The sequence below is a fragment of the Nocardiopsis terrae genome, from assembly GCF_014651695.1.
GTDB classification, from domain to species: Bacteria; Actinomycetota; Actinomycetes; order Streptosporangiales; family Streptosporangiaceae; genus Nocardiopsis; species Nocardiopsis terrae.
This window is the reverse complement of the sequence record NZ_BMXJ01000002.1, coordinates 214,718-235,833: the sequence shown is the minus strand read 5'-3', so window position 1 is coordinate 235,833 and position 21,116 is coordinate 214,718. Positions and strand designations below refer to the sequence as shown.

16 protein-coding genes are annotated in these 21,116 nt (G+C 70.6%); 9 read left to right on the top strand and 7 right to left on the bottom strand.

The window, feature by feature from the left end:
- Positions 1 to 29: 29 nt before the first annotated feature.
- Together IE195_RS05140 and hisS are read right to left on the bottom strand one after the other, a co-directional pair.
- Positions 30 to 2,480, bottom strand: a complete 2,451-nt coding sequence (locus tag IE195_RS05140) for an ATP-binding protein (RefSeq protein ID WP_191268974.1) — start codon at positions 2,478 to 2,480, stop codon at positions 30 to 32.
- A gap of 177 nt (positions 2,481 to 2,657) precedes the next feature.
- A complete protein-coding gene (gene hisS, locus IE195_RS05135; RefSeq protein ID WP_191268225.1) occupies positions 2,658 to 3,977 on the bottom strand; it encodes a histidine--tRNA ligase in 1,320 nt (439 codons plus the stop codon).
- 1,272 nt (positions 3,978 to 5,249) lie between these two features.
- Here hisS and IE195_RS05130 point away from each other — a divergent pair.
- The 4 genes from IE195_RS05130 to IE195_RS05115 all read left to right on the top strand — a co-directional run bounded on the left by IE195_RS05130 (position 5,250) and on the right by IE195_RS05115 (position 9,590).
- Positions 5,250 to 5,867, top strand: coding sequence for a GTP-binding protein (locus IE195_RS05130; RefSeq protein WP_191268224.1), 618 nt, complete (start codon positions 5,250 to 5,252; stop codon positions 5,865 to 5,867).
- A gap of 121 nt (positions 5,868 to 5,988) precedes the next feature.
- On the top strand, positions 5,989 to 8,298 hold the full coding sequence (secA2, locus tag IE195_RS05125; RefSeq protein ID WP_191268972.1) for an accessory Sec system translocase SecA2: 2,310 nt from the start codon (positions 5,989 to 5,991) through the stop codon (positions 8,296 to 8,298).
- A gap of 139 nt (positions 8,299 to 8,437) precedes the next feature.
- The gene (locus IE195_RS05120) at positions 8,438 to 8,740 is read left to right on the top strand and encodes a DUF6406 domain-containing protein (protein ID WP_225942334.1); all 303 of its coding nucleotides are present in this window, start codon (positions 8,438 to 8,440) and stop codon (positions 8,738 to 8,740) included.
- Between the two features lie 547 nt (positions 8,741 to 9,287).
- Complete coding sequence (locus IE195_RS05115; RefSeq protein ID WP_191268223.1) at positions 9,288 to 9,590, top strand: Dabb family protein; 303 nt, start codon at positions 9,288 to 9,290, stop codon at positions 9,588 to 9,590.
- Positions 9,591 to 9,870: 280 nt separating this feature from the next.
- On the opposite strand, the gene IE195_RS05110 is transcribed toward IE195_RS05115, so the two are convergent.
- The 3 genes from IE195_RS05110 to IE195_RS05100 all read right to left on the bottom strand — a co-directional run bounded on the left by IE195_RS05110 (position 9,871) and on the right by IE195_RS05100 (position 12,477).
- The gene (locus tag IE195_RS05110) at positions 9,871 to 10,161 is read right to left on the bottom strand and encodes a hypothetical protein (protein WP_229826090.1); all 291 of its coding nucleotides are present in this window, start codon (positions 10,159 to 10,161) and stop codon (positions 9,871 to 9,873) included.
- A 608-nt stretch (positions 10,162 to 10,769) separates the two neighbouring features.
- Complete coding sequence (locus IE195_RS05105) at positions 10,770 to 11,342, bottom strand: hypothetical protein (RefSeq protein ID WP_225942335.1); 573 nt, start codon at positions 11,340 to 11,342, stop codon at positions 10,770 to 10,772.
- Positions 11,343 to 11,625: 283 nt separating this feature from the next.
- Positions 11,626 to 12,477: a spermidine synthase gene (locus tag IE195_RS05100; protein ID WP_191268221.1), complete on the bottom strand. Its 852-nt coding sequence runs from the start codon at positions 12,475 to 12,477 to the stop codon at positions 11,626 to 11,628.
- Positions 12,478 to 12,644: 167 nt separating this feature from the next.
- Between IE195_RS05100 and IE195_RS05095 the strand changes: the two genes are divergently transcribed.
- Complete coding sequence (locus IE195_RS05095) at positions 12,645 to 14,378, top strand: proline--tRNA ligase (RefSeq protein WP_191268968.1); 1,734 nt, start codon at positions 12,645 to 12,647, stop codon at positions 14,376 to 14,378.
- Between the two features lie 101 nt (positions 14,379 to 14,479).
- On the opposite strand, the gene IE195_RS05090 is transcribed toward IE195_RS05095, so the two are convergent.
- Together IE195_RS05090 and IE195_RS05085 are read right to left on the bottom strand one after the other, a co-directional pair.
- The gene (locus IE195_RS05090; protein WP_191268220.1) at positions 14,480 to 14,956 is read right to left on the bottom strand and encodes a ferritin-like domain-containing protein; all 477 of its coding nucleotides are present in this window, start codon (positions 14,954 to 14,956) and stop codon (positions 14,480 to 14,482) included.
- A gap of 41 nt (positions 14,957 to 14,997) precedes the next feature.
- A complete protein-coding gene (locus tag IE195_RS05085) occupies positions 14,998 to 15,546 on the bottom strand; it encodes a hypothetical protein (protein ID WP_229826089.1) in 549 nt (182 codons plus the stop codon).
- A gap of 367 nt (positions 15,547 to 15,913) precedes the next feature.
- Between IE195_RS05085 and rimP the strand changes: the two genes are divergently transcribed.
- The 4 genes from rimP (at position 15,914) to infB (ending at position 21,046) form a co-directional block, all read left to right on the top strand.
- The gene (gene rimP, locus IE195_RS05080) at positions 15,914 to 16,396 is read left to right on the top strand and encodes a ribosome maturation factor RimP (RefSeq protein ID WP_191268218.1); all 483 of its coding nucleotides are present in this window, start codon (positions 15,914 to 15,916) and stop codon (positions 16,394 to 16,396) included.
- 24 nt (positions 16,397 to 16,420) lie between these two features.
- A complete protein-coding gene (nusA, locus tag IE195_RS05075) occupies positions 16,421 to 17,443 on the top strand; it encodes a transcription termination factor NusA (protein ID WP_191268966.1) in 1,023 nt (340 codons plus the stop codon).
- Positions 17,424 to 17,765, top strand: coding sequence for a YlxR family protein (locus IE195_RS05070; protein WP_308428399.1), 342 nt, complete (start codon positions 17,424 to 17,426; stop codon positions 17,763 to 17,765). The genes nusA and IE195_RS05070 overlap by 20 nt, the downstream gene beginning before the upstream one ends.
- 233 nt (positions 17,766 to 17,998) lie before the next feature.
- A complete protein-coding gene (infB, locus tag IE195_RS05065; RefSeq protein WP_191268217.1) occupies positions 17,999 to 21,046 on the top strand; it encodes a translation initiation factor IF-2 in 3,048 nt (1,015 codons plus the stop codon).
- Positions 21,047 to 21,116 lie beyond the last annotated feature (70 nt).

Here is a 21,116-nt window from a genome sequence, read left to right as displayed (position 1 = left end):
TGCAAGTGCTTCCGGGTGAACGCGTCCGTTCAGCCGGACTCCTGCGGGGCGGCCCAGCCGGTCAACTGCGTTCTGGAGGAAATCGAGAGTTTTCTGAAGATGTTCGCGATATGGCGTGCGGCGGTGGCCTGGCTGATCGTGAGCAGTTCGGCGATCTCCCTGTTGGACAGGCCCTGCCCGGCCAGCGTGGCGATCTCGCGTTCCCGGGGGGTCAGGGAGCCGGGGCCGCTCGCCCGGGACTCCGGAGGCCGGGGAAAGGCCAGGGCCCGGTCGCGCACCTGCTCCAGGGGCAGCGAACGCCAGGCGTTCCACGCCTCGGTGGCCCGCCCGGCCCCCACCCGCCGCTCCACCGCCGAACGCAGCCGGACGGTCTCCGCGGACGGCCGGTCCAGCGCGGTCCTCAGGTCCGCGGCCACCCCGGCCAGGGCCGCGGCACGGGTGGGCTCCTCCTCGGCCAGGGCCAGTTCCGCCAGGGCCTCCAGGGCGTGTGCCACCGCGATCCGCCGACCGGAGGTGAAACTCACCCGCAGGCACCGGCCGAGCGGTTCGCGGGCGGCCAGGGTGTCGCGCGCGGCCAGGTGGAGCCTGCCCAGGTCGGCGGCGCACTGGGCGGCGTAGGGGGCCGAGGGCAGTTCGCCGAAGACCTCCAGGGCCTCGGACAGCAGCGCACGGGCCCGGTCGTGGTCGCCTGCCTCCGCCGCGATGGAACCCAGCCCGTGCAGGCAGCGCGCCTCACCCCACCGGTCGCCCAGCTCCCGTGCGAGGCCGGCGCTCTCCTCCAGGTGGGCGACGGCCTCCTCGGTGGCGCCCCGACGCCGGGCCAGTTGGGACAGCACGTCCCGCGTGGTGCCCTCGGTCATCGGGTCCGCGGCCCGGCCGACCCACTCCAGGGCGCGTTCGGCCTGCCGACCGCCCTCCTCCAGAGCACCGCTGCGCAGGGAGAGGGCCGCCATCGTCGCCAGGGCGGAGGCCGCCGCGACGGGTTCACGGCAGGCCCGTGCCGCCTCCAGGGCACACGCGGCCAGGGTGTCGACCCGTGGCGCGGAGTCCGTACCCAGACGCAGCTCCGCGTGCAGGGCCAGGGCGCGGGCCCGCAACGGGGGCGACTGCTCGTCGGGTTCACAGGCCAGCACCTGCTCCAGGAGCCGACTGCCCTCGGCGGACAGGTCCCGCACCAGCCAGTAGGGGCGCAGGGCCACGCAGATCCGCAGGGCCTCGTCCACCCGGCCCCTGGACAGGGCCCACGCCACCACCCGGGCGTGGTTGTCCCGGTGGTGGTCGTGCATCCGCAGCCGCCCCAGGCGCTCCTCCCAGGTCTGCGGACAGGCGCCCTCCTTGGCCTCCTCCTCCAGACGGGCGACGCAGAACCGCAGATAGCGCTCCCAGCGCTCGTCACCGTCGGCGCCCAGGCGCTCGGCGGCGTAGACGCGTACCGTCTCGGTCAGCCGGTAGTGGGCGGTGCCGTTGATCTCGGAGTCCATCACCACCAGCGACTTGTCCAGCAGCGAGAAGTGCAGGGGCAGGATGTCGGCGGCGTCGACCCCCGCGCCCGAGCACACGTCCTCCGCGGCCTCCAGGTACCAGGTGGAGAACACCGACAGGCGGTGCAGGAGCAGGCGCTCGGCGTCGGTGAGCATGCCGTGGCTCCACTCCAGCACGGCGCGCAGGGTGCGCTGGCGGGCGGGCAGGTTGCCGGTCCCGTCACTGGTCAGGAGCTGGAAACGGTCGTCGAGGCGGCGCAGGATCTGTTGGACCGACAGCACCCGGACCCGGGCGGCGGCCAGTTCGATGGCGAGCGGCATGCCGTCGAGCATTCGGCAGATCTCCGCCACGTAACCCGAGTTCTCCCGGGTCATCTCGAACCCGGAGCGGGCCGCGTGCGCGCGGGTGAGGAACAGGCGCACGGACTCGTAGCGCTGGGCGTCGCGCCGGGGGATGGGGGCCGGCACCGGCGCGTAGGGGTCGGTGGGGGTGGGGCGCGCGGGCAGGGAGAGCGGGGGGACCCGCCAGATGTTCTCCTCGGGCATGTGCAGGGGCTGGCGGCTGGTCACCAGGATCCGCACCCGGGGGCAGTCGCGCAGGACCGCCTGGCAGAGTTCGGCCACCGGTCCCACGGCGTGCTCGCAGGTGTCCAGCAGCAGGAGGAGGTGCTGGGTGCGCAACGCCGTGATGATGCCGTCCATCAGGGTCCGGTCGTCGCCGGTGACGGCGTGCAGCCCCGTCGCGACCGTGCGCAGCGCCTGTTCGCGGGTGGAGGCCTCGCTCAGGTCGATGAACCGCACACCGTCGGGGAAACGGCGCAGTACGCGCTCGGCGAGGTGGAGCGCCAGCCTGGTCTTGCCGATCCCGCCGGTACCGGTCAGCGTGATCATCCTGGCCGTGCCCAGCAGGCGGCTCAGGTCGACGATGTCGCGTTCACGTCCGACGAATCTGATGAACTCGCCGGCGGACAGGGGCAGGTTGTGGCGGGGAGGAGACATGGCCTCGATTACTAGGACACCGAATCGGCCCGCGTCGTACGCGCGGTACGGCACGGAGTACAGCCTGTCCCAGTCTGGCACCCGGTTCCCGGAACTGTCTCGGGAATGGCCGGTTCCGGCACGGGAGGTCGAAAACCACCCGTGCCGGGCCGATAACTGCTAAGTGGGGTCGCGGGGCTAACCCCCGGGGGTCCACGCGGCCGGGTCGGCCGTGCCCTGCTCACCCCTGGCCATGTCCTTGACCTCGTGCTCCCCGCCCTGTTCGAAGGGCGGGAACCACACGAAGGGGATGCCCTTCTTCGAGGCGTACTGGATCTGCTTGCCGACCTTGGCGGTGGAGTGGAACACCTCGGTGTTGAAGCCGCGCTCGCGCAGCAGTTCGCCGGTGCGCAGCGCCTCGGCGCGCTGGTCGGCGCTCGGGACCACCACCATCACGTCGGTGGGGCAGACCCGGCCCCCCTCGATCCTGCCCTCGGCCACCAGCTTGGCGAAGATACGGGTGAGGCCGATGGAGATGCCCACGCCCGGCAGCCGCCTGCGGATGAACTGTCCGGCGAGGTTCTCGTACCGGCCGCCCGCGCAGATGCTGCCGTAGCCGGGATCGTCGTCGAAGGAGGCCTCGTAGACGGTCCCGGTGTAGTAGTCCAGGCCGCGCGCGATGGACAGGTCCGCGACCACGCTGTCCTCGGGCAGGTCGGCGAGGTCGTTCAGGACGAAGGCGAGCTCCTCCAGGCCCTCCTCCAGCAGCTCCGAGGCGACCCCGAGCGCCCGGACGCTCTCGACCACCTCGACGCCGGTGCCCTTCACCCGGGCCAGGGCCAGACAGGGGTCGATCTGCTCGGCGGTCAGCCCCTCACCCTCCAGGATCGCGCGCACGCCGTCGTCCCCGATCTTGTGGAGCTTGTCCACGGCGCGGATGACCGCGATCGGGTCCTTGATGCCCAGGCCCTCGTAGAAGCCCTGGAGCACCTTGCGGTTGTTGACGTTGAGGGTCCAGGCGGGGATGTCGAGCCCGCTGAGCACGCGGTGCACGATACGGGGGAGTTCGGCGTCGAAGTGCAGGGGCACCGAGTCCACGTTGATGACGTCGATGTCGCACTGGGTGAACTCGCGGAAACGGCCCTCCTGGGGGCGCTCACCGCGCCAGACGCGCTGCATCTGGTAGCGCTTGAACGGGAAGGTCAGCTCGTTGAAGTGCTGCGCGACGTACCGGGCGAAGGGCACGGTCAGGTCGAAGTGCAGACCGAGCTTGGCGTCGGAGTCATCGGAGTCGTCGGCCTGGAGCCGGTGCAGGGTGTAGACCTCCTGGGAGGTCTCGCCCTTGGCCATCAGCACGTCCAGGTTCTCCACGGAGGGTGTCTCCACGGAGGCGAAGCCGAAGGACTCGAACCCGCTGCGGATATGGTCCAGCCAACGCTGCTCCACGGCCCGGACCTGGGGGGTCCACTCGGGGAAACCGCTGATGGGAGTGGGGCGGATGACGCGCTGATCGGACATGTGGGGTTCTCGGCTCCGGAGTGTTCGGCCTGTTCGGGAAATCGGCCCTCGACCCGTTCGCGCGCGCACGCGTCGCACCGCGGCGGGAGCTGTCCGGGGAGGGTGCCCGCCCATCCTACGCACCCAGCCGCCGGGACGCTCCCGTCCACAGCTCCCACTCGTGCGATGGGGCCCACCCGGCGTGATCTTGCTACCAGGGGCAACTTCGGCGCCGAAATCGCCCCTGGTAGCAAGATCACGGCGAAAGAGGAGCCCGAATTCGCCCGGTAGAGGGCTCGGGACTCAGTCCCCGCCCCTGGCCAGTGGTCAACCTCGGCCACAGGAGTGCCCTCGAGCGCCTACCTCCGCGCCCCACGCCCCAGGAGGCGCCCCTGTGCAGCCACCTCAGCCACAGGGGGAGTCCCCTCTGCCCCAGGGGGTGCCCCTTCCCGCTCGCCTTCGCCCCAGGGGGTGTTCTTTCGTTCGGGCGCGGGAGTCCGGGTTTCAGCAGACACGGTGCAAGACGAGTCAAGCCGCCAGCAGGGACGGGTACCGCGCCGTAGGCGTCCGTTGAGGGCGAAGGGCGACGGGTGGGCGAGCCAGGCGCAGCCGAGGATGCTGTGCCCGCTATAACCCGGACATTCCCCTCAGGCGCCCGAACACGGGCCGAAGCGAAGCGGAGGCCCCGAGCAAACACAGCAAACACGTCACCGGCCCACGTGGACGGTTGTGGGCCGGTGACGGTTGTGGGGGCGTCCTGTGGGGGTACGGCCGGTCCGACGTCGAAGAGCGAGACGTCGGCGGTGGTCGTGTGCCCCGGGGCGCCGCCAGGGCCCCGTGGTGGCCGCGCCTCGTGCCAGGAGATTCGTGCGACCGCGCTTGGGTGGTGCCCTGTTCTCCACCGTAGATGGCGTGAGCGGCGCCGGACAGGGATCGGCGCGGCCGAAAGCGGCCGAAAACGGCCTCTCACAATGTCGTAAAGTCGACCGTCCGGGGTACGGGAGTGTGCTTGTCTGACTACGGTCCGTCGGCCAAGGCGGACTCCCCGCCACGAGGTGGACATTCGACCTTGGGGTCTCTCGGGGTGCCTGGTGGCCGGAAAGGGCGCAATGGCCGGGGTTGTGACCTCGCTCCCCACTGTTCGGAAACCCCGGATTCCAGCGCCGTCCGGTGTTAGGTTCCAGATGCGGTCGTTCCTGTGGAAGTTCGGACCCGGGAGCGCCGCGCCCCCTCCAGACCGGGTCGTGTGAGCCAACCGTCCGTGCAGGCCCGGCACTCTCGCTAGGACAAACTGTGACCCACTCAGCTAACAGCACGAACAACGTCCACGCACCCACCGAACTGTCCACCAAGATCATCATCGCCGGGGGCTTCGGGGTCGGAAAGACCACGTTCGTCGGGGCTGTGTCGGAGATTCCCCCGGTTCGCACCGAGGCCGCGGTGACCGCGGCCAGCGCGGGTGTGGACGACCTCTCGCACACCCCGGACAAGACCAGCACCACGGTGGCGATGGACTTCGGCCGGATCTCCCTGGACACCGACCTCACCTTGTTCCTGTTCGGCACGCCCGGTCAGCAGCGTTTCTGGTTCATGTGGGACGACCTGGTCCGGGGTGCCCTGGGCGCGGTGATCCTCGCTGACACCCGGCGCCTGGAGGACACCTTCCAGGCCCTGGACTACTTCGAACGGCAGTACCGTCTGCCCTTCGTCGTCGCCGTCAACGAGTTCGACCCCGAGGCGGCCTACAGCGCGGAGGAGCTGCGCGATGCCCTGGACCTGACCCCGGACGTCCCCGTCGTCTACTGCGACGCCCGCGACCGCAGGTCCGTGGTGCGGGTCCTGGTCACCCTGGTCAAGCACGCGATGGCGGTGGAGGCACGGCAGCGGACCCAGCGTCAGCTCGTCAACTGACCCCCGGAACCCTCAATGCCGGACGTATGTGGTGTTTTGTCCTCTTTGGTTCGGTCAAGCGAGCGTTCGGGGGGAACCAATCGGTTGTGTCCAGCGTTACCCTGGCGTGGTGTTCGGACGAATGGCGGAAAGCGTCCGCCGCCTACTGGGCAAGCCCGGTGCGGTGGACCTGCGGCCCTATACCAAGCTCCTGCCGGCGATCGAGGCCGAAGAGGAGGGTCTGCGAGAACTCAGCGACACAGAGCTGACGGAGAAGGCCATCGACCTCGGCTACGCCGAGCTCCCCTACTCCCCGGGTGACCTCGTCAACCTGTGTGCGGTCGGCCGTGAGGCCGCCCGGCGCACCCTCGACGAGCGCCCCTTCGACGTGCAGCTGCTCGGTGTCATGGCCCTGCTCGACGGCCACGTCGCCGAGATGGCCACCGGTGAGGGCAAGACCCTCGCCGGAACCCTCGCCGCGGCGGGGTTCGCCCTGCGCGGCAAACGTGTCCACGTGCTCAGCGTCAACGACTACCTCGCCAGGCGCGACGCCGAGTGGATGCGGCCCCTCTACAAGATGCTCGGGGTGACCGTCGGCTTCGTCAGCGAGGAGTCCACCGTCGCCGAGCGCAAGGACGCCTACGTCTGCGACGTCACCTACGCGGCCGTCAGCGAACTCGGCTTCGACGTGCTGCGCGACCGCATGGTGACCGACGTCGACGACAGGGTGGTCCCCGAACCCCACGTGGCGATCGTCGACGAGGCGGACTCCGTGCTCGTCGACGAGGCCCGGGTACCCCTGGTCCTGGCCGGCGCGGCGGAGAGCATGCCCGCCGACGTGGAGATGGCCGACGTCGTGCGCACCCTCAAGCCGCGCCTGCACTACGAGGTCGACAGCGAGGGGCGCAACGTCCAGCTCACCGACGCCGGGATCGACGCGGTCGAGAAGTCCCTGGACGGGGTCGACCTGTACTCCGAGGAGGACACCTCGGTCCTCCCGCAGGTCAACCTGGCCCTGCACGCGCACGTGCTGCTCCAGCGCGACGTGCACTACGTGGTGCGTGACGGCGAGGTGCGGCTGATCAACGAGTCGCGCGGCCGTATCGCCCTGCTCCAGCGCTGGCCGGACGGCCTCCAGGCCGCGGTCGAGGCCAAGGAGAAGGTCGCGGTCAGCGAGACCGGCGAGGTCCTGGACTCCATCACCGTGCAGGCCCTGGTCATGCGCTATCCGACGCTCGCGGGCATGACCGGTACCGCGATGGCCGTCGCCGAGCAGCTTCGTGAGTTCTACGAGCGCGAGGTCGCGGTCATCCCCTCCAACAAGCCGAACATCCGGGAGGACCACGGCACCCGCCTGTACGCCACGCGCGAGGAGAAGGAGGACGCCCTCGTCGCCCGGGTGAAGGAGGTCCACACCACGGGCCGCCCCATCCTCATCGGTACCCAGGACGTGGCCGAGTCCGAGCTCCTGGCCGACCGGCTGCGCGAGGCCGGCCTGGAGAGCGTGGTCCTCAACGCCAAGAACGACGCGGACGAGGCTTCCATCATCGCGGAGGCGGGCACCCACGGCGCGATCACCGTCTCCACCCAGATGGCCGGCCGCGGCACCGACATCCGGCTCGGCGGCAGCGACATGGCCGACCGTGACCGGGTCGTGGAGGCCGGAGGCCTGTTCGTCATGGGCTTCGGCCGCTACCCCAGCAGCCGTCTGGACGGACAGTTGCGCGGGCGCGCCGGACGTCAGGGCGACCCCGGTGACTCCATCTTCTTCGTCAGCATGGACGACGACCTGCTGGTGAACCACGCGCCCGAGACCACGGGCTTCCAGACCACGGCCGAGGGCGAGATCACCGACGAGGCCTGGCTGGGCATGGTCGACCACGCCCAGCGGGTCTCCGAGGGGCAACTGCTGGAGGTGCACCGCAACACCTGGCGGTACAACAAGCTCATCGACGTGCAGCGTGAGGTGGTCCTGGAGCACCGGGAGCTGGTCCTGTCCGGGGACGAGGGCGACCGGCACATCAGGGCGGACCGCAAGGAGCGTCACGAGGAGCTGGTGGAGGAGTTGGACGCCGAGAAGGTCGCCAGGGCCGCCCGGTTGATCACCCTCTACCACCTGGACCGGGGCTGGACCGACCACAACGCGTTCCTGTCGGAGCTGCGGGAGGGCATCCACCTGCGCTTCCTCGGCCGCCGGGACCCCCTCGACGAGTTCAACCGCGAGGCCGTCCCCGTCTTCAAGGGTTTCCTGGACGAGGCCCGGACGCGGGCCGCCGCCAGCTTCGAGGAGCTGGAGGTGGTCGACGGGGAGCTCGACGTGAGCTCTGTCGGGGTCAAACGCCCGACGATGACCTGGACCTACATGGTGCACGACCACCCGTTCAGCTCGGCGCTGGAAACGCTCGTGGGTCGGCTCAAGGGCGGTCGGGGTTCGTCGAGCGGTACGAATTAGCTTCACCACCGCATGCGCGGGTCAGGACTAAAGTCCTGGCCCGCGCATTACTTTTGTCGGTTATTCTGCTGAAACGCTGATCCGGTCTGCTGGTTCCCTGTGTCATTGATCGGGCCGGGTTAATATGGATGCGTTTTCAATGGAATCCGAGACGGTTGGGACTGAGTCCACGGTGGTCCACGAGATCGGCGCGCAGGAGAAGATCAGTTACGGGCGCAACGACCGCTTCACTGGCGGACCCGTTGGCGGAGGGAGCTTCTGGACTGACGACGACGGTCAGCCGGTGGCCAAGATCGGCGGTCCGAAAGAGTGGCGGCCCACGCCCATGATCGATGTCCGGGTGGGTGATGTGTTCAGTGTCGGCGGCCAGGTGTGGAGGGTTACGGAAATTATTGACGCCGATTCGCCGAGTGCGTATCTGATAGCTACCAGGATTAGCTGAACCACTTCCCCGGGATGACCCGGGAACCTCTTTGTCTGTGCCTCCGCTGGAATTGCAACCCATCGCAACCTTTCCCCTGGTTGCTGCGGAACGTTCCTGTTTCGGTTTTCCGGCGGGGGCTTCGCCGTTCCCCCGGCCGCGCTGGTCCGGCCGCTCTGGCCAGGCCGTCCTGTCCCGCCCGGCCGAGTCCGAGCCCCGGGGCCGAGCCCCCGAGGCCGGGTCCGCCCTGCTGCCCCGATGCCGGCCGGGCCAGATGAACGGACTGTGTGCATCACCTTGCGGAAAGTGCGTCGCAGCAGGTCAGGCGGGTGTCTTGGCTGTCGGGTGGTGGGAATCGAGACGTTCCGGTTATCCGAAGGGGGGTGTTCGCGTTACCGGTGCCTCGTTAACGTCAGTTGGGCATGGCGCGCCCCGGTGTTCGCGGGAGGGTTCTTCGTCCCCGGGGTGAGGGTCGTGGCGTCCTGCCGCCGCCGGTCCCAGGGGCTGTCCCCCGCCCCTGGGCCTGGTCGGCCCCGCCTCACGCCCGGACCCGGGTAGGTTCTCGGGTATGGCACTTCGACACATCGCGCTCTTCCGCTGGCAGGACGGCGTCACCCCCGAGCAGGTCGCCCAGGTCGAGAGACTGTTGGGCGCGCTTCCCGACGCGATCCCCGCGCTTGATTCCTACACCTTCGGCCCGGACCTCGGGATCAGCGGGGGCGCCTACGACTTCGCCGTGGTCGCCGAGGTCGCGGACGAGGCCGGTTTCGTCGCCTACCGGGACCACCCCGAGCACCGTTCAGCCCTCGCGGTCATCGGCCCGCTGCTGAGCGACCGGGCCGCGATCCAGTACTCGATTCCTGGTAAGTAGATCCTGTTCCATGGGTGCTTTTGGTTCTGTCTCTATCGATTCTTCTTTGTAGTCAGGGGTTTTCTAGCAAACCGAGTGGCGCTCGGGTCTTGCGATAGAACAGGTTTCAGTATTAACCTCTGGGTAAGCCTCGCCCGGTGAGGGCACCCGACAGTTCGGTCGTGGGGTGTCGCTGGCGGCAGGCGAACCGAAGAACCGTCGCCCGTCGAAGTCGGATCGCGCCCCGACTTCGACGGGCGACGTCCGTTGTGCGAGCCCCGTCTGCGGGAGGGGCGGATGCTCAGCCGAGGAGTCGTGAGATCTCGCCGAAGGTCGGGCACGGCCAGGCCAGGCGGCAACTCCGACAGCGGCGCCCGGCGGTCTGGTCGGGCTGCTCCGAGCCGTCGGGGCTGTGCAGCAAGAGGAGGTCCACGCAGACGCCCGCCAGGGTGGCCACCTCGTTGCGCGCGTTCGCGTAGAAGGCGACGTCGTTGATCCGGGCCAGTGCGCCGCCGGATCGGGCGTCGGGAAGTCCGACGGTCTCCGGTTCCCAGGGCACGGCCTGAGTCGAGCGCTCCAGGATCTGCTGCACGCACTGGAGCAGCCTCGCGTGGTCGGAGAGGCGTCGTCCCCTCCGCGTCGCTGGTCTCGTGAACGGCGGCATCGCTGATCTCCCCCAACGGGTGGATACGCAGCGGCTCATCCCCAAGGGAAAAGCGCTGTGACTTAGAGTACACATATCGTTGCGGATTGTCGCGATGTGGGGGTGGGATCCGCCGGGCAAAGGGTGCGGGCCGCCCCCGAGGGGAGGGACGGCCCGCCGGAAGGGGCGGGGCCCGTCAACTGGACGGGTGCACCCGGTCGGGGCGGTCAGCCGCAGCTGCCGCCACAGCCGCACGAACCACCGCTCTGGCAGCCGCAGCCGCATCCGGAGCCGCAGTTGCAGCCGCTCTGACTCGGTGGTCTGGTCAGGGGGTAGGTCACAGTCCCTCCTCAGGGCTCGACGCCGCGCCCGTGCGCGATCACGCCGGATCCCCCCGGGGTCGGGAGGGGCGTCACGGGTGCGTTTCCCGCAACAGGAAGTGCCCGCCTCCCGGCTTTCCCAACCCGAGGCGGGGAGTTGACCCTGCCTTGGTCCGGGGGCGCGAATCCGGCTCCCCTCGATTGGCACCGCGCTGACCAGTGACTTCTCCGGGTTGATCAGGCGAAGACGCTGGGAGAGGTCGCGGGGCGGCGGGTCATTCGGTAGAGCCAAACCTGGCCGAGGAACATGACCGGAACTGCGGGCGCCAGCATCGACCACACGAACACTGCGGTCACCTGGGGGATGTCCGCCGACGGAAGCTGCGCGGACGACGCCACCAGCAGCCCCGGGACCGCGATCGCCAGAGCGGAGGTGGGCCGGGACAGCATCGGACCGCTCAGGCCGCTGGTGGCGGTCAGGGCCGCCACCAGTACTGCGACCAGTACCACCGCGACCTCGGGGCGCACCAGTACCGGCCCGCCGAAGCCCGCCGCGGCGACCACCGTCACCGCGACGGAGCCCAGCGCCACCCGGGCCAGGATCCGCGTCGCCCCGGCGGCGGTGTCAGCGCTCTCCCCGGGGGCCGGCCCGACCAGCCGCGGTGCGCCGAAGGCCGCGCCGCGCAGTGCGAACAGGGAAGTGACCGCCGCCGTACACGTGACGGTGAAGGGGTTCGCGGAGAGGCCGCTGCCGAGCAGACCGGCCAGCACCAGCCCCCAGGCGATGGCCAGGGCCCAGCTGCCCGTCACGAGCGCGGTGCCGCAGACGGACCGCCACCGCCGGCCGTCCACCCGAGGGGGACACTTCGGGGCTGGTCTACTCCCCGGGGAGTACCGCCCGCCTGCGGAGGCCCCTCATGGCGGTGGCAGGGCCCGGGTCCCGGGGAGGCCCCCGGGCGGGGGAGGGGGTGTCTCCCCGCCCGGAGAGCGCTGGGGGAAGGCGCGCCAGAACCAAAGTTAGGGGGTTTTGGCGGCGAAGAAGGGGCTTATGTCCGCTTCCGGTCATTCGCCTGAGCCGAACGGCGGCCCGGCCTCAGAAGATGTCGGTCGGCGGGGCGGGCGAGTCCACGGCGTCTGCGTCGCGCACGGGGGAGTGGCCGGAGACGAACCTGTCCAGGTCGTCGCCCTCCACCAACCGCGCCATCTCCGGGTCCCGGTGCGCCAGCCGCCCCAGTTCCTCCACCGGGAGCGGCCGGTGCCCCGCCACCAGGACGAGGTTGCCGAAGCGGCGGCCGCGCAGGACACCCGGCTCGGCGGTCATCACCACGTGCGGCAGCACCGAGCGGGCCGTGGCCACCTGGGCGCGGGTGTGCTTCAGGGCGTAACCGTCGCCCACGTTGACCACCAGGAAACCGCCCGGCCGCAGCACCCGTGCGGCTTCGGTGTAGAACTCGGCGGAGGTCAGCCGGGCCGGGGTTCGCGCCCCCGCGAAGACGTCGGACACGATCAGGTCCGCGCTGGACGCGTGCCGCGCGGCGATCCAGTCCCGGGCGTCGCCGACCCCCACCCGCAGCTGCGCCCTGCGGTCCCACGGAAGGCGCCGCCGGACCATCTCCACCAGCGCCGCGTCCACGTCCACCGCGCGCTGGCGCGACCCCGGACGGCGGTGCGCCACGTAGCGGGCCACCGTCAGCGCCCCCGCACCCAGGTGCATCGCCTCGATCGGCTCACCCTCCGGGGCCACCAGGTCGACCGCGTGCGCGATCCGCCGCACGTACGAGAAGTCCAGGTAGCCGGGGTCGGACAGGTCCACGTGCGACTGCGGGGTGCCCTCCACCAGCAGGAACCACGAGTCGGGCCGGTCCGCGTCGGCGAGCAGGTCCACTCCGGGCACCGCCGAGAACTCCTCCTCGGGCTCCACCCTGTCACGCACACGTCTGCCCATGCCCCCGCCTTCGCTCCTCGAAAACCGTTCACACCCTAGGCGCACCTCCGCCCTGTCGGGAACCGGCGCGCGAACCCCCCTGCGGTGGCGCTAGCCTGGGTTTCCCCAGATCTTCCAACCTGCGCCCCCCGGGGCGTGATCACCTAGGAGTGGCCGTGCTACTGCGGATGTCGACCCTGTTCCTGCGCACCCTGCGTGAGGACCCGGCGGACGCCGAGGTGCCGAGCCACAAGCTGCTCGTCCGCGGCGGCTACGTCCGCCGAGCCGCACCCGGCGTCTACACCTGGCTGCCCCTGGGCAAGCTCGTCCTGGAGAACGTGGCACGGGTGGTGCGCGAGGAGATGAACGCGATGGGCGGCCAGGAGGTCCTCCTGCCCGCCCTGCTCCCCAAGGAGTACTACGAGGCCTCCGGACGGTGGGAGGAGTACGGCGACACCCTGTTCCGTCTGAAGGACCGCAAGGGCGCCGACTACCTGCTCGGCCCCACCCACGAGGAGCTCTTCACCCTCCTCGTCAAGGGCGAGTACTCGTCCTACAAGGACTTCCCGGTCGTGCTCTACCAGATCCAGGAGAAGTTCCGCGACGAGGCCCGTCCCCGCGCCGGGATCCTGCGCGGCCGCGAGTTCCACATGAAGGACGCCTACTCCTTCGACATCGACGACGAGGGCCTCCAGGAGTCCTACGACAAGCACCGGGCCGCCTACGTCCGGATCTTCGACCGGCTCGGCCTGGACTACGTCATCGTCGCCGCGACCTCCGGTGCCATGGGCGGTTCCGCCTCCGAGGAGTTCCTTGCCGTCGCCCCCACCGGTGAGGACACCTTCGTGCGCAGCACGGAGTCCGACTACGCCGCCAACGTCGAGGCCGTCCGGACCCCGGCACCCGCGGAGCTGCCCGTCGAGGGGCTGCCCGAGGCCCGGATCCACCACACCCCGGACACCGCCACCATCCAGACGTTGGTCGACTTCCTCAACGGCGCCGGACTGGGCCGCGACTTCACCGAGGCCGACACCCTCAAGAACGTCCTGGTCAAGACCCGCGCCCCCGGCTCCGCGGAGTGGGAGCTCCTCGCCGTGGGCCTGCCCGGCGACCGGGAGGTCGACTTCAAGCGCCTGGAGGCGGCCCTGGAGCCCACCGAGGTCTCACTCCTGGAGGAGTCCGACTTCGCGGCCAACCCCTTCCTGGTCAAGGGGTACATCGGTCCGAAGGCCCTGCTGGACAACGAGGTCCGCTACCTCGTCGACCCGCGCGTGGTCACCGGCACCGCCTGGGTGACCGGCGCGGACAAGGCCGACCACCACGTGGTCGACCTGGTGGCCGGGCGCGACTTCACCCCGGACGGCACCATCGACGTGGCCGAGGTGCGCGACGGCGACGTCTCGCCCGACGGCCGGGGCACCCTGTACACCGCGCGCGGCATCGAGATCGGGCACATCTTCCAGCTCGGCCGCAAGTACACCGACGCCTTCAAGTTGGACGCCCTCGGCAAGGACGGCAAGCCCAAGCGCGTCACCATGGGCTCCTACGGCATCGGTGTCTCCCGCGCCGTGGCCTCCGTCGTCGAGCAGTCGCACGACGACAAGGGCATCATCTGGCCGCGCGAGATCGCGCCCGCCGACGTGCACGTGGTCGGCACCGGCAAGGGCGGCGAGGTCGAGGAGGCCCTGCGGATCGGCCGCGAACTGGAGACCCGGGGCCTGCGCGTGCTGGTCGACGACCGCAAGGCGGCCCCCGGCGTGAAGTTCAACGACGCCGAACTGCTGGGTGTGCCCACCACCGTCATCGTCGGCCGCGGCCTCAAGGACGGCCTCGTCGAGTTGCGCGACCGCCGCAGCGGTGAGCGCTCGGACGTGCCGGTCGGGGAGATCGTCGAGCGCACCGTGGCCGCCTGCGCCGGGTAGGGCGCGGCCGCTCCGCCGGACACCGGAGGGGGCTCCCGCGCACACGCGGGAGCCCCCTCGCCGTTCGCCGTCCGACCCGCGTCCGGGCGGAACGTACGGTCTCACCCGTCGCCGAAACCGGGGAGCGCGTCCAGTTCGGCACCCCACTCCAGTGAGCGCACGGTCGCCTCCTGGAGGACTCGTGCCGCGGTCATCCTCAGGTCGGTGTCCTCGGCGGCGCTCAACCACAGGTAGGCGTCCATCGTCGTCTGCTCCAGGCCCGCCGCGAAGGAGTCCATGTCGGCGCCGCTGCGCCCCTCGGGCAGCGGGTAGGACGTCCGCGCGGCCGGGGGATCCACACCTCGTTCCATCGCGGCCGTGTGCAGTTCGTCCCGCAGCGCCCTGTGCTTGTACGTCGCCGCCGAGGCGCGCTCCCGCCGGGTCTCGTCCCCGGCGGCCCCGCCGACGAACTCGAAGCCGTACACGGCGGCGTGCTCGGCGCTCAGAGCCTCCGCCAAAGCCGCCGACGCGGGATCGCCGGCACCGTCCGGGCCAGCGCTCTCCGAGGAGCTCTCCGCGGGTGTGGGGCTGTCGCTCACCTGACTGCCTTTCGGTCGCTTCCGGGTGTTCGGGCTGGCGCTCAGGCCCGGGCGAGCAGGTGTGCGTGCCCTGCCTCGCACGCACCGATCCCGCTGATGAGCTGGGCCAGGGCCGGGTCGGTGACCGCGGCCGCCTGGTCGAGCCTGGCGCTGGTCGCCGCGGCGGTCAGCGCCCGCAGCCCCGCCAGGTCGAGCACGGCGTCCAACGCGGGGTCCTCGGGCGGTGGCGAGGGTTCGCCCTCCGGCCCCGCCGAGGGCTCCTCGCTCGCCCCGACCCCCTCCGGAAGGGCGTCGACGAGCGAGTCCAGATGGGTGACGTGCTGCTCCAACAGCCGTTCCAGGAGCTCGGCGGGCCCCGTGCCGTCTTCCAGCGCGGCTTCGTACCGCACCACCATCCGCTCCTTCTCCAGGATGAGCGAGCGCAGGACGGACACGTCGGGCGTCACGTCGAACGGGTACCAGTCGGTCCTGCCGCAACCGCTCAGCCCCACGGCGCCGGTCACCGCGATCCCGGACGCGACACTCGTCACCGCGAAGCCCCGCACCGCGAACCCAAGCACCGTGCGACGGCTGACGCTCCCCTGACCCACGCGCTCTCCTCCCGTGCCCCGCGACTCGGCGCGGCGTCGACAGGACCGCCGCCAACGGCGGTCAGCCCCCATCTTTCCACGGGCGGCGGCGGGCCCGGGCCGCGCCGACACCCCCTACCAGGGCGGTGTTGCGGGACCCGGGGCCGGTGCGGGCGACGCGCCCCGCCCGCTCGGACCGACCCTGGGGGCACTCAGGTGTGGATACCCTTACAGCACAACCGCCGTCGCACGCGACGCGCGGCGCTTTTCGCGTCCCTCCCGGGGCGCGGAGCGAATTCGTCGCAGACACTACGTACAGAGCTGGACCGCCCCGTTGACGGCCCACGGCCGAGCGGGCGGGATTTCGCCGTTTGAGGGGCTAACACGCATGGGAGCGCAGGCGCGCAACGAGCGCATCGCCGAGCTGCTGGAGCCGGTACTGGCCGAAGCCGGACTGGACCTGGAGGGCGTCGAACTGACACCCGCGGGCAAGCGCCGGGTGCTGCGCGTGGTCGTCGACTCCGACAACGGGGTCGACCTTGACACGGTCGGTGAGGTCAGCCAGGCCGTCAACGAGGCCCTGGACGCCTCCGACGTCATGGGCGAGCAGCCCTACGTCCTGGAGGTGACCTCGCCCGGGGCGGACCGTCTGCTGACCCTGCCGCGCCACTGGCGGCGCTCCCAGGGCCGGCTGGTGAAGGTCTCCCCCGTCGAGGGGGCCGACCTCACCGGTCGCGTCACCGGCTCCGACGACCAGGGCGTGACCCTGGACGTCAAGGGACGGCCCCGCACCCTGGCCTACGACTCGATCGCCAAGGCCAGGGTCCAGGTGGAATTCCGTCGCGCAGCCGACGCCGACGCGGCGGACTAGAGGGGGAGCCCCGTGGATATTGACATGAGCGTCCTGCGCAGCCTGGAGCGCGAGAAGGACATCGCCGTCGAACTGGTCGCCAAGGCCATCGAGGACGCGCTGCTGATCGCCTACCACCGCGAGGAGGGCCCCGACAAGAAGGCTCGCGTCGAGCTGAACCGGTCCACCGGCCACGTGGTCGTCTGGGTCGCGGAGACCGACGAGGAGGGCGGGGTCGTCGGAGAGTTCGACGGCACCCCCACCGGGTTCGGCCGCATCGCGACATCCACCGCCAAGCAGGTCATCCTCCAGCGTCTGCGCGACGCCGAGGACGAGCTGACCCTGGGCGAGTTCGCCGGCCGTGAGCACGACATCGTCTCCGGCATCATCCAGCAGGGCAAGGACCCCCGCAACGTCCTGGTCGACCTCGGCAAGATCGAGGCCGTCCTGCCCCCGCAGGAGCAGGTCCCCACGGAGGCCTACACCCACGGCGAGCGCCTGCGCGCCTACGTGGTGCAGGTCCGCAAGGGCCACCGCGGCCCCTCGGTGACCCTGTCGCGCACCCACCCCAACCTGGTGCGCAAGCTCTTCGAGCTGGAGGTCCCCGAGATCGCCGACGGTACCGTCGACATCGCGGCGATCGCCCGTGAGGCCGGTCACCGCACCAAGATGGCGGTCCGTTCCAACCGGGGCGGCGTCAACGCCAAGGGCGCCTGCATCGGCCCGCTCGGCAGCCGTGTCCGCAACGTGATGGCCGAGCTCCACGGGGAGAAGATCGACATCGTCGACCACTCCGAGGACCCCGCCGTCTTCGTCGCCAACGCGCTGTCCCCGGCCCGGGTGAACTCGGTGGAGATCCTCGACATGGCGGCCCGCGTCGCCCGCGTGGTCGTGCCCGACTACCAGCAGTCACTGGCGATCGGTAAGGAGGGCCAGAACGCCCGCCTCGCCGCCCGTCTCACCGGCTGGCGGATCGACATCCGCTCCGACGCCGAGCCCGCCAAGACCGTCGCGGAGGGTGTCGACGAGCCCGTCCCGGGCGATTACGATGCCCCTTCGGCCGGTTAATCGGATCGCGCCCATGTCCCGACACGATATGGTGGCCGGAGACGGTCCTGACCGTCCCGTGCGTACGTGCGTGGGGTGCCGGTCGCGGACAGTCCAGTCCGACCTCGTGCGGCTGGTGGCCGAGGGCACGGTCATCACGCCCGACACCCGGGGTCGACGTCCGGGGCGTGGCGCCTATCTGCACCACGACCGGCGATGCCTTGAGCTCGCCGAACGTCGCAGAGTGTGGCCCCGCGCCTTCCGGAAACGGAACGGTGGAGGCACCACCGGGTGGGACGTCTCACTTGTGGCGTCCCTACTCGGTGACGCCCCGCGTGAGTGAGCGCTTCACCGATCCGGATAGGGTTGGAATGTCTGGGCTGGCCTCAGGGTTGTAGAGACCGAGGTCGGCGTGCAGTGCTGTGTCGGCACGTAAGGGCTGGCCCATTGTTGTGTAGCGATGAGGAAGCAGGTCGAGATTGCGATGAGCGCCTGATGAGTACGCAGCGATGAGTAACTCGAGCTAACGACGGTCCGGCACAAGCCCATGTCCCGGACCGAAGCTGAAGGAGAAGAGTGGCGAAGGTCCGGGTGTACGAACTCGCGAAGGAGTTCGGTGTAGAGAGCAAGGCTGTGCTGGCCAAGCTCAACGAGATGGGCGAATTCGTTCGTTCGGCGTCCTCGACGATAGAGGCCCCCGTCGTTCGACGCCTACAAGAAGCTTTCGACAACGGTTCCGACGGAAACGGCAAGAAGGGTGGCGCGGCTCCCAAGCCGGGCCCCGCCTCCAAGCCCGCCGCCGGTTCCTCCGAGCGTCCCGCGGCCCCCAAGCCGGGGCCCGCTCCCAAGCCGGGCCCGAAGCCGGGCCCCGCGGCCAAGCCCGCCGAGCCGAAGGCTGAGAAGCCGGCTGAGCCGAAGGCCGAGAAGCCTGCCGCGCCGGTCGACAAGCCCGCGGTCCCGCATTTCGAGAAGCCCGCGGAGCCTGCTCCGAAGCCCGGCCCCAAGCCGGGCCCGAAGCCGGCCCGCGGCGAGAACGCGCCGCGCCCCGGCGGTCCCAAGCCCGGTGCGGCCGGTGGCCGCGGTGAGCGCGGCGACCGTCCCCAGCGCGGTGACCGTCCGGAGCGTTCCGGTGGTCGTGAGGGCGGCCGCGGCCCGCGTCCGGGCGGTCCCCGTCCGGGCCCGCGTCCCGGCAACAACCCGTTCGCGTCCAACGCGTCCGGCATGGGCTCCAAGCCGGCCGCTCCGCGTCCCGGCGGCGGTGCTCCGCGTCCGGGCCCGCGTCCCGCAGGTCCGCAGCAGGGTGACCAGCGCACCCCGCGTCCCGGCGGCGGCGCTCCGCGCCCCGGCGGTGCCGGCGGCCCGCGTCCGGGTCCCCGTCCCGGCGGCCCGCAGCAGGGTGACCAGCGCGCTCCGCGTCCCGGTGGCGCCGCTGGTGCTCCGCGTCCGGGCGGTGCCGGCGGCCCGCGTCCGGGTCCCCGTCCCGGTGGTCCGCGTCCCAGCCCGATGAACATGCCCTCGTCCCGTCCGGCCGCGCCCGCTGGTGGCGGTCGCGGTGGCGGCGGCGGTCGTCCCGGCGGCGGCGGTGGCCGCGGCCGCGGCGGCGCTCCCGCGGGTGCGGGTCCGCGTCCCGGTGGCGGCGGCGGTCGTCCCGGCGGTTTCGGTGGCCGTCCCGGCGGCGGCCGTGGTCGCGGCGGCGGAACGGCCGGTGCGTTCGGCCGTCCGGGCGGACGTCCCGGGCGTGCGCGCAAGTCCAAGAAGCAGCGGCGTCAGGAGTTCCACGAGCTCTCGGCCCCGTCCTTCGGCGGCGTCAAGATCCCGAGCGGCAACAACCAGACGATCCGTCTGTCGCGCGGTGCCTCGCTGTCGGACTTCGGTGACAAGATCGACGTCAACCCGGCGTCGCTCGTCCAGGTCATGATGCACCTGGGTGAGATGGTCACGGCGACCCAGTCGCTGCCCGACGAGACCCTGCAGCTGCTCGGCGAGGAGCTCAAGTACCGCATCGAGGTCGTCAGTCCCGAGGACGAGGACCGCGAGCTGCTGGAGTCCTTCTCCATCGAGTTCGGCGAGAACGAGGGCGGCGACGCCGACCTCCGTCCGCGCCCGCCGGTGGTCACCGTCATGGGTCACGTCGACCACGGTAAGACCCGACTGCTGGACACCATCCGCAAGACCAACGTCGTCAGCGGCGAGGCCGGCGGAATCACCCAGCACATCGGTGCCTACCAGGTCGCGACCGAGGTGGACGACGAAGAGCGCAGGATCACCTTCATCGACACCCCCGGTCACGAGGCGTTCACCGCCATGCGTGCCCGTGGTGCGAAGGTCACCGACGTCGCGGTTCTGGTCGTGGCGGCCGACGACGGCGTCAAGCCGCAGACGGCCGAGGCCATCGACCACGCCAAGGCGGCCGAGGTGCCGATCGTGGTCGCGGTCAACAAGATCGACGTCGAGGGCGCCGACCCGCAGCGGGTGCGCGCCCAGATGACCGAGTACGGCCTCGTGGCCGAGGAGTTCGGCGGCGACGTCCAGTTCGTGGACATCTCCGCGCTCAAGGGCGACAACATCGACGCCCTGCTCGAGTCGATCGTCCTGACCTCCGACGCGGCCCTGGACCTCCAGGCCAACCCGGACATGTCGGCGCAGGGTCTGGCCATCGAGGCCTACCTGGACCGCGGTCGCGGTTCCATGGCCACGGTGCTGGTCCAGCGCGGCACGCTCAACGTCGGTGACTCCATCGTCTGCGGCGACGCCTACGGCCGCGTTCGCGCCATGCTCGACGAGCACGGTGAGAACGTCCAGTCGGCTGAGCCGTCCCGTCCGGTGCAGGTGCTGGGTCTGACCAACGTTCCCAGCGCCGGTGACAGCTTCCTGGTCGTCAAGGACGACCGCGTGGCCCGTCAGATCGCCCAGCAGCGTGAGGCGCGCGAGCGCTTCGCCCAGCAGGCGAAGTCGGCCCGCAGGGTCACCCTCGACAACTGGCAGTCCGCCATCAAGGAGGGAGAGCGCTCCGAGCTGCTCCTCCTCATCAAGGGCGACATGTCCGGTTCGGTCGAGGCGCTCGAGGAGTCGCTGCTCAAGATCGACGCCGGTGGCGACGAGGTCAGCATCCGGATCATCGGTCGCGGTGTCGGTGCGATCACGCAGAACGACATCAACCTGGCGTCGTCCGCTGACGCGATCATCGTCGGCTTCAACGTTCGGCCCGAGGGCAAGAACAGCCAGCTGGCCGACCGCATGGGCGTCGACATCCGGTACTACTCGGTCATCTACCAGGCCATCGACGAGGTCGAAGCCGCCGTCAAGGGTCTCCTCAAGCCCATCTACGAGGAGGTCCAGCTCGGCAGCGCCGAGATCCGCGAGGTCTTCAAGGTGCCGAAGATCGGCAACATCGCCGGTTCCATCGTCCGCGACGGCATCATCCGCCGTAACAGCAAGGCACGTCTCATCCGCGAGGGCCGGGTCATCTCGGAGAACCTCAACGTCGAGTCGCTGCGTCGCTTCAAGGACGACGCCACCGAGGTCCGCGAGGGCTTCGAGTGCGGTATCGGTGTCGGTTACAACGACCTCCGGGTCGAGGACGTCATCGAGACCTACGAGATGCAGGAGAAGCCCCGCGACTAGTCGCGAGGACTGATCCACCTGGGGCCCCGGACGACCGTGTCCGGGGCCCCGCCTTTGACGGCTCACACAA